The organism is Streptacidiphilus sp. BW17 (assembly GCF_041262485.1).
GTDB lineage: Bacteria > Actinomycetota > Actinomycetes > Streptomycetales > Streptomycetaceae > Streptacidiphilus.
This window is the reverse complement of record NZ_JBGCCR010000021.1, coordinates 121,433-127,940: the sequence shown is the minus strand read 5'-3', so window position 1 is coordinate 127,940 and position 6,508 is coordinate 121,433. Positions and strand designations below refer to the sequence as shown.

The 6,508-nt window shown below is 70.6% G+C and carries 6 protein-coding genes and 1 tRNA gene; 3 read left to right on the top strand and 4 right to left on the bottom strand.

Going from position 1 to position 6,508, the window contains the following annotated elements; translation table 11 throughout:
- Positions 1-225: 225 nt before the first annotated feature.
- A complete protein-coding gene (locus tag ABH940_RS24350; protein WP_370072060.1) occupies positions 226-465 on the bottom strand; it encodes a DUF3073 domain-containing protein in 240 nt (79 codons plus the stop codon).
- 341 nt (positions 466-806) lie between these two features.
- Positions 807-1,934, bottom strand: coding sequence for a Glu/Leu/Phe/Val dehydrogenase dimerization domain-containing protein (locus tag ABH940_RS24345; protein WP_370072061.1), 1,128 nt, complete (start codon positions 1,932-1,934; stop codon positions 807-809).
- Positions 1,935-2,151: 217 nt separating this feature from the next.
- On the opposite strand from ABH940_RS24345, the gene ABH940_RS24340 reads away from it, so the two are divergent.
- Together ABH940_RS24340 and bldC are read left to right on the top strand one after the other, a co-directional pair.
- On the top strand, positions 2,152-3,174 hold the full coding sequence (locus ABH940_RS24340; RefSeq protein ID WP_370106170.1) for a hypothetical protein: 1,023 nt from the start codon (positions 2,152-2,154) through the stop codon (positions 3,172-3,174).
- 803 nt (positions 3,175-3,977) lie between these two features.
- On the top strand, positions 3,978-4,184 hold the full coding sequence (gene bldC / locus ABH940_RS24335; RefSeq protein WP_033321412.1) for a developmental transcriptional regulator BldC: 207 nt from the start codon (positions 3,978-3,980) through the stop codon (positions 4,182-4,184).
- A gap of 288 nt (positions 4,185-4,472) precedes the next feature.
- Here the strand turns inward: bldC and ABH940_RS24330 are convergent.
- Together ABH940_RS24330 and ABH940_RS24325 are read right to left on the bottom strand one after the other, a co-directional pair.
- Positions 4,473-4,546, bottom strand: a tRNA-Asp gene (locus tag ABH940_RS24330).
- Positions 4,547-4,630: 84 nt separating this feature from the next.
- Positions 4,631-5,299 carry a VIT family protein gene (locus tag ABH940_RS24325; protein WP_370072077.1) on the bottom strand — a complete coding sequence of 223 codons (669 nt, stop codon included), beginning with the start codon at positions 5,297-5,299 and terminating at the stop codon, positions 4,631-4,633.
- Between the two features lie 338 nt (positions 5,300-5,637).
- Here ABH940_RS24325 and ABH940_RS24320 point away from each other — a divergent pair, with 338 nt between their 5' ends.
- Positions 5,638-6,399, top strand: a complete 762-nt coding sequence (locus tag ABH940_RS24320; RefSeq protein WP_370106168.1) for a M23 family metallopeptidase — start codon at positions 5,638-5,640, stop codon at positions 6,397-6,399.
- The last annotated feature ends 109 nt before the right edge of the window (positions 6,400-6,508 follow it).

Here is a 6,508-nt window from a genome sequence, read left to right as displayed (position 1 = left end):
GGCGGGGGCCCCCCGCGGCCCCCGCGGGGGCCGCACGGGCGCGGGGGGGGGGGGGGGGGGCGGGGGGGGCCCCCCCCCCCCCCCCCCCCCCCCCCCCCCGGGGGGGGGGGGGGGGCCCCGGCCCCCCCCCCCCCCCCTCGGTGTTGCACCGTCGTGCTTGTGGACAGACGACGAAGTGCCGGTTCGGCATCACGCCGAACCGGCTCCGTCGTCTACTGCGGGATGTCAGGCCCGTTTGCGAGGGGGACTCTCGTCCACGTCCTCATCGTCCTCGTCGCTGTAGTACGAGGCGTACGGATCGTCGTCCTCTTCCTCGTCGTCGTCGAACGGCTCCGGATTGACCGTCTCGTTCGTCGACGCAACGCCCAGCTCATTGGCCAGGCGCGACGCGTCGAAACCGCCGCTGTTGTACTTCAGCTGGCGGGCGACCTTTGTCTGCTTGGCCTTGGCCCGGCCGCGCCCCATGGCTCGACCCCCTCAACGACGGAGCTCACGGCTCCGAGTCTTGTCACGCGTTCATGATTGGGAACGGCTCCTCGTTGAGATGAGAGAGCCGGTCCTTAGAGCAACAACGGTACCTGCTTCCAGCGCCGTACGGTACGCCGCCTGTGCGACGTGGCGCACGCCACCCCTGGTTGTGACCATATTGATGCAGGTCAGGGCCGCAAAAAGGGGCGAAGGTCGGACCGTGGACAGCGCGTCCGCAGTGACCGATCCGACACGATTATCCCCCGTACGGGCAAGGGGTATCCCCCGGACGGTGGCGTCAGGTGAGAACGTCGTTCCCGTCCGGGGGTATCCGGGCCTCAGCGCGAACGCGGCAGCAGGATCGTGCGGAGGCGGCCGACCTCGGCCATCCGGCGCTCGGCCAGGCGGTCCGCGGCGACCGCCGGGGGGACGCCCTCGGACTCGGCCAGGGCGAAGATCTCGAGGGTGGTGTCGAAGATCTTGGCGGCCTTGGTCTTGGCGCGGTCGAAGGAGAAGCCCTCGATCTCGTCCGCGACCTGGATCACGCCACCGGCGTTGACCAGGTAGTCGGGCGCGTAGAGGATCCCGCGGTCGGCGAGGTCCTTCTCGACGCCCGGGTGGGCGAGCTGGTTGTTGGCCGCACCGCAGACGATCTTCGCGGTCAGCGCGGGCACCGTCTCGTCGTTGAGGGCGCCGCCCAGCGCGCACGGGGCGTAGACGTCGAGGTCGGCGCGGATCAGCGACTCGGTGTCGGCGGCGACCGCGACGCCGGGGTGCGCGGCCCGGACCCGGTTGACCGCGTCCTCGCGGACGTCGGTCACGACGACCTGCGCGCCGTCGTTGACCAGGTGCTCGACCAGGTAGTGGCCGACCTTGCCGATGCCGGCCACGCCGACGCGGCGGCCCTCGAGCGAGGGGGAGCCCCAGCGGTGCTGTGCGGCGGCGCGCATGCCCTGGAAGACGCCGAAGGAGGTCAGCACGGACGAGTCGCCCGCGCCGCCGTACTCGGGGGAGCGGCCGGTGACGTAGTCGCACTCGCGCGCGATGACGTCCATGTCGGCCACGTAGGTGCCCACGTCGCAGGCGGTGACGTAACGGCCGCCGAGGGACTGCACGAAGCGGCCGTAGGCGCGCAGCAGGGCCTCAGTCTTGATCTTGGTCGGGTCCCCGATGATCACGGCCTTGCCGCCGCCGAGGTCCAGCCCGGCCAGGGCGTTCTTGTAGGACATGCCCCGGGAGAGGTTGAGGGCGTCCTGGACGGCCTCCTCCTCCGTGGCGTACGCGTGGAAGCGCGTGCCGCCGAGGGCGGGGCCCAGGGCGGTCGAGTGGATCGCGATCACGGCCTTCAGGCCGGTGTCGCGGTCGTGGCACAGGACGACCTGCTCATGGCTGTCGCCGGGCGCCGAGGTGGCGTCGCTCGAGAAGATACGGCTGAGTACGCCGGATCGCTCACTGACATCAGTCACGGTGGTGACTCCATTGTCGACTCGCGTCCGCTTGCGGTGGTGCGGACGTTCTCCCAGAAGCGTAGGACTGCGCGAGGGCCGTTCGGTACGTGGTCCACAGCTTGGACCGAACTCTCGTACTGCGGACGTCGGATGGGGCGCGGGGGGCGCGATCGGAGCGGACCGTCGTCTTCCGGGCCGCTGCGCGGGCTGGGCGTGCGACGATGCCAGGGTGCCTATGCTGCGGACCTCGGTGCATCCTCCCTACGCCGCCTACTTGCGCGTCTACGAGCCGCTGGCGGCCTTCGCGGAGCCGGAGCGCTCGTACTGGCAGGGCTATGCCGCCGGTCGACCGCATCCCTCCGCGGTGGACGAGCGGCGCGGTCGGCTGGCCGACCTGATTGCCACGCCTCCCGTCGCGATCCCCGAGCGCGAGAGCCGGGACGCCTTCGTGCACGAGGCCGACGGCGTCCTCTACCTCTGCCCGTGGCGGACCCGGCTGCGGAGCTGGCTGGCGCTGTCCGAGCTGCGCGAGGAACTGCCGCTGCCGCTGCTGGACGTGGCCGTGCCGCCGGTCGTCCGGGCCCAGGCCGAGGCGGACTGGGACCGCTGGCGGTCCCTGCACCCGGACGGGCGGCCGTGGATCCTCACCAGCACCTGGAACATCCCGGTGCGCTGGTTCCTGCTCTTCGGGGAGGAGGAACGCGAGTTCGTTCCGTCCGGCCTGGAGGACGCCTCCGGTGCCGAGCACGCCTCCGGTGCCGAGGGCGCCGGGTCCGGGGCGGCGGCCGGGGACGGCCCGCCGTCGGAGGAGGGCGCGCGGCCCGACGGGGGCGCGCGGTCGGGGGACGCGTCGTCCGAGGGGGTGTCGTCGGCAGGCGCACAGGAGGACGCGGGCGGAGCGAAGCGCCGGACCGCGCCGGTGCTGCGCTACCGCACGCCGATGGCTCAGGCCCGGCGCCGGGTCGCGCGCGGTTACCGGGTGCTGCGGGAGACGCTGGACGAGGGCCCGCTGGTCGCCGGCGTGGAGGAGGTCGGGCGCTGGCTGGAGGAGTTCCACCCGCGTTCCCTGGTCGAGCTGGACTACGGCGGGCTGGTCCACGCCATCCCCGAGCAGGGGCTGGCGGACGACCGCTCGGCGGAGGACGTCGCGGAGGGCGTGGCCGCGCTGCGCGAGGGGGATCCGGTGCGGGCGGGCCGCTGCTACCGGTCGGTCACCGAGCGCTGGCGCCGGGTCCAGGACCTGCAGTTCGCGAACTGAGTTCGCCGACTGGGCGGCGTCCGAGGTCACCCGGAGTCCTCAAGCAGTGCCTGGGGGCCCTCAGGCGGCCGTGGGGGCATTCCGGGGCCGTCACCCCTGGGCGGGGAGCCGGGGAGCGCGTAGGGTCGGGAAACACGTCTCAGAGGCCCCCTGGGGCCTCGCCGGGGGCATGGAAGCCCCTTCCTGTCCCGGTTTCACGTAATCGACACGACACCCCACAGAACCTTCGGGATCCCTGACAACATCTGTCACAGATGGCGGGCTTCCGCCACGACCGATCACGCCACCTGGCGGCCAGGGGAGCAGTCGGACATGCGTGGCACCATCTCCTCAGACGTCACAGGGGTGCTTATCCCGTCTCCACATGGGACCTTTGTCTCGGAACGGGTCAATCCCCCATCAACGTGACGTGACTCACCGTTGACGCGAAGGCCGCACTGAGTGTCAAAATAGGACAACCAGCCTCACCGCAGACCACCTGTGCCCACGTAAGAGTGGTTCTGCGGAGCTTGAGGTCCTTCGCGGGGGAAGCGGGGGGTCCGACTGCTGTGACAGATGGTCGCTTTGCGGTGACTGTCCGTTATGGCATGGTCCATCGCAATCCGACGAACTTGGCCCTTGAGGGGTCAAATCCGCCGGTTTGGCTGATTGGACTGGACGGATGGTGTAGTTGTAGTGCCAAGGACAAGCCGTTCGTCCTATTACCGACTTGGTAAGCGGTGGCCATTTCGGGCATCGCATGCCAAGGTGCAGAATTTCTAGGAAAGAACCGTGTTGGTTCGGTTCTCCCGAGGAGGCCGCTCATGACCGCTCGTACCCCTGATGCCGAACCCCTGCTGACGCCGGCTGAGGTCGCCACCATGTTCCGCGTTGACCCGAAGACGGTCACTCGCTGGGCCAAGGCTGGCAAGCTCACGTCGATCCGTACGCTCGGGGGGCACCGCCGCTATCGCGAGGCGGAGGTGCGTGCTCTGCTCGCGGGCATTCCGCAGCAGCGCACGGAGGCCTGAAGGCGGGTCGAGTAGACGCGCTTTTGGCTGCATCGGACTCCGCCGGGTCCGGTGCAGCCCTTTTTTATGGCCGGATGGCCGGAATTCGTTTATCGCCTGTGCAATTGTACATATAAAATGAGTAGACCCTGTGAAGCCTGAAACATGAGCTGGGATCAAGAAAACTTGAGTGACGCCGGTCACATCCGTCACTCGGGCCGCATGCGGAGTGACGCGCGTAGAGCTTAGCGGAAGAAGACGGAAAACAGATCAGCCCGGATCCGAGGGGATCCGGGCTGATCTTCTGTGCGACTCCGACGGGACTTGAACCCGCGACCTCCACCTTGACAGGGTGGCGAGCTAACCAACTGCTCCACGGAGCCTTGCGCGAGTCAGACTGTACTAGATGCTGGTGGTCAGGGTCGAATCCGTGCTCGCCCGGCCTCGGCAGCCGGGCGTCGGGGTGGTCAGGTCGAGGCGCGGAGCAGGACGCCGGCCGCGTAGGTGATCGCCATGGCGACGGCGCCGCCCGCCACGTTGCGGACCACTGCGGGCCAGATCCGGGCTCCGCCCATCCGCGCGCTGATCCAGCCGGCGACGGCCAGCGCGGCGATCACCGCCGCCACCGTGACCGGGATCCGTACCGACTCCGGCGGCAGCACGATCGCCAGCAGCGGCAGCAGCGCTCCGACGGTGAAGGCCAGGAAGCTCGCCCCGGCGGCGTGCCAGGGGTTGGTCAGCTCCTCCGGGTCGATGCCCAGCTCGGTCTCGGCGTGCGCGGCGAGGGCGTCGTGTTCGGTCAGCCGGACGGCGACCTCGTGGGCCAGCTCCCTGGTCAGGCCCTTGGCCATGTAGAGGCCGGTCAGCTCCTCCAGCTCGGCCTCCGGGGTCCGGGCCAGTTCGAGGCGTTCCAGGTCGAGCATGGCCAGCTCGGAGTCGCGCTGGGTGCTCACCGAGACGTACTCGCCGGTGGCCATCGACATCGAGCCGGCCAGCAGCCCGGCCAGCCCCGCCGTCAGCAGCTCGTGCGACGTCGCCGCGGCGCCCGCGACGCCGACGACCAGCCCGGCGGTGGAGACGACGCCGTCGTTGGCGCCGAGGACTCCGGCGCGCAGCCAGTTCAGCCGACTGCCCATGCCGCCGCCGTGGTGCGGCTCGTCCGGATGCCGGGGCGCCGGATGCGACGGTGGGGTGGGGGGTTGGTCGTCCCTCGGATCGTCGTGGGTCACACCACGCAGTCTGGCGTCCGGCGCGGGTGCGTCGGCGGAAACCCGCCGAACTCGTCCATGTCGTCCATGTCGTTCAGGGCGTCCACGTCGTCCACGTCTTCAAGGAGGTCCGAGCGCTCCAAGCGGTCCGGCGCTCGGTCGCCGGTCGATCGGCGTGACGGTGTGCCACCCGTGGGGTGGTGAGCCTGCTGCCAACCGGGTGACACAGCCTGGCGCGGTCCCTCGTGCCCCGGTACACGTGTGGCGTGGCACTTCTCGTGAGACCCTCCCGCGCGGCCTGGGGGACGGTGCTGACCGTCGGTTTCGGCACGCTGCTGCCCGCCGCGCTCGCACCGTTCGGCGCGCACTCCGTGGCGGCCCTGCCGGGTCCGTCGGTCAAGGCGCGGATCGGGTCGTCCGCCGCGTCCTCCCAGGACGCGCTGTGGCTGCGTCCGCATGCCCGCGCGGCGACGCGGTCCCGGTCGCGGTTCGGGCTCGGTGCGGCGGAGTCCGTGCCGGTGCCGCAGCCGCGCCAGGTGATGGGGGCTGCGGCGGTGCTCGTCCCGGGCTGGACCATGCCGGTCTCCATGCCGGTCTCCGGTGCGACGGTCGCGCCCGTCCCCGGCTGGTTCAGTCCCGCGCCCGGAGCGGCCATCAGTCAGCCTTTCGGCGTTCCGGATCCGGAGTACGCGGCCGGGTACCACACGGGTGTGGACTTCGCGGTGTTCACCGGCACCCCGCTCTACGCCGTCGCGGACGCCACCGTGGTGACCGCCGGATGGGGCGGTGCCTACGGCAACTGGATCGTGCTGCGGCTGCCGGACGGCTACTACGCCCTCTACGCCCACATGTCCCGGCTGGACGTGCGGACCGGCGACCACGTCGCCGGCGGGCAGCAGATCGGCCTCTCCGGGGAGAGCGGCAACGCACGCGGGCCGCACCTGCACTTCGAGATCCGTCCCAGGAACGTCTACGGCGCGGTGATCGATCCGCTGCCGTACCTCCGTGGTCACGGTTGCCACGTCTGACGAGGGCCTGGCGGGCGGTCGCCCAAAGCAGTCGGCCCGGAACGGGAACCTCCCGGCAAACTCCCAGCGTCCGTACAGATAAGCTGCACCGCTGGGCGTGAACACGGCA

Bases quoted from the DNA above. Each gene is read 5' to 3' on its own strand.
- ABH940_RS24350 (WP_370072060.1), bottom strand. From the start codon at position 465: ATGGGGCGCGGCCGGGCCAAGGCCAAGCAGACAAAGGTCGCCCGCCAG.
- ABH940_RS24340 (WP_370106170.1), top strand. From the start codon at position 2,152: ATGCTGCGGACCTCGGTGCATCCTCCCTACGCCGCCTACTTGCGCGTC.
- bldC (WP_033321412.1), top strand. From the start codon at position 3,978: ATGACCGCTCGTACCCCTGATGCCGAACCCCTGCTGACGCCGGCTGAG.
- ABH940_RS24325 (WP_370072077.1), bottom strand. From the start codon at position 5,299: ATGGGCAGTCGGCTGAACTGGCTGCGCGCCGGAGTCCTCGGCGCCAAC.